The organism is Kitasatospora sp. NPDC004799 (assembly GCF_040609095.1).
Classification (GTDB): Bacteria; Actinomycetota; Actinomycetes; order Streptomycetales; family Streptomycetaceae; genus Kitasatospora.
The window spans coordinates 1-1558 of record NZ_JBEXJK010000779.1 but is presented as its reverse complement, the minus strand read 5'-3'; the positions used below and the strand labels follow the sequence as shown (position 1 = coordinate 1558).

1 protein-coding gene is annotated in these 1558 nt (G+C 77.9%); it reads right to left on the bottom strand.

Annotated elements, in window-relative coordinates; translation table 11 throughout:
• A partial coding sequence (locus ABZW03_RS40755; RefSeq protein WP_355269908.1) for a condensation domain-containing protein occupies window positions 1-1491 on the bottom strand: 1491 nt, incomplete at its 3' end.
• Between the last annotated feature and the right edge of the window lie 67 nt (window positions 1492-1558).

Below are 1558 nucleotides of genomic sequence, written 5' to 3'. Positions count from 1 at the left end.
GCCGGTCTTGAGGACGGCGAGGACGGCCACCACCAGGTCGGCGGTGCGCGGCAGCCGCAGCGCGACCAGCCGCTCCGGGCCCGCGCCGCGGGCGACCAGATGGCGGGCCAGCCGTTCGGCGCGGGCGTCCAGGGCGGCGTAGGAGAGCCGCTCCTCCCCCGCGACCAGGGCGAGGGCGTGCGGGGTCAGCGCGGCCCGGCGGCGGAACAGTTCGGGCAGGCCGACCGGCTCGACGGGCAGCGCGGTGGCGTTCCAGTCCCGGGTGACCTGCTCGGTCTCCCGCGCGGAGAGCAGCGGCAGGGTGCCGAGCGGGCGGTCCGGCTCGGCGGCGGCGCCCTCCAGCAGCCGCAGCAGCTGGTCGGCCATCCGGCGGGCGGTGGGGGCGTCGAAGAGGTCGGCGCGGTACTCCAGGACGCCGGTGAGCGCCTCGCCGTCGGGGACGAACTCCACGCTGAGGTCGAAGGTGGCGGCCTGCCGGGGCACGGTGACCGGGGCGGTGGCGAGCCCGTGCGGGTCGCCGGTCGCGGGCGGGGCGGGGTGCAGCAGCACCAGGACGTCGAACAGCGGGTTGCGGCCGGCCTCGCGGGGCGCGCCGACCGCCTCGACGAGCCGCTCGAAGGGCGTGTCGCCGTGCGCGAGGGCGTCGTTGCCGGTCTCGGTGGCGGCCGCGAGCAGCTCGCGGAAGGAGCCGCCGGGCTCCACCCGGGTGCGCAGCACCACCGTGTTGACGAAGCAGCCGACGGCCCGTTCCAGCTCGGTGCGGGAGCGCCCGGCCATCAGCGAGCCGACCGTGACGTCCGGCTGCCCGGACCAGCGGGCCAGCAGGGCCTGGGTGCCGGCCACCAGCGCGGTGTTGAGGGTGCCCTGCCGCTCGGCCGCGAGCGCGCGCAGCCGGGCGGTGAGCGGCGCGGGGACGGTGAAGGTGTGCAGGGCGCCGGGGCCGGCCTCCTCGCCGCGCCGCGGGTGGTCCAGCGGCAGCTCGGGCGGCACCGCGCCGGCCAGCTTCTCCCGCCAGTGGGCGAGCTGCCGCTCCAGCCGGTCGCCGGAGAGCTGCTCGCGCTGCCAGAGCGCGAAGTCCGGGTACTGGGTGGCGACTTCGGGCAGCTTCGGCTCGGCGCCGCGGGCCAGCGCGTCGTAGGCGGTGCACAGCTCGTCCAGCACGACGCCCATCGACCAGCCGTCGGTGACGATGTGGTGGGCGGTCAGCTGCAGGACGTGCGCGTGCTCCGACTCGGCGACCAGCAGGGCGCGCAGCAGCGGCCCCCGGGCGAGGTCGAAGGGCCGGGAGTACTCCCGGAGCAGGACGGCGTCGAGGCTCTCGCCCTCGGCCGGCTCGTGGACCGGCAGCTCCACCGGCCCGGCCGGCTGGACGGTCTGCACCGGTCGGCCATCCTGCTCGGCGAAGGTGGTGCGCAGCGCCTCGTGGCGCGCCACCACGGCGGTCAGCGCGGCGGCGAGCGCGGCAGCGGGGGAAAGGCCCGGTGTCCCCAAAGGGCAGGCCGCCCGCGCACCCCGGCCGTGCTCCCGCCTTCGTCTGCCCTCGGCACCCGGCCACGTC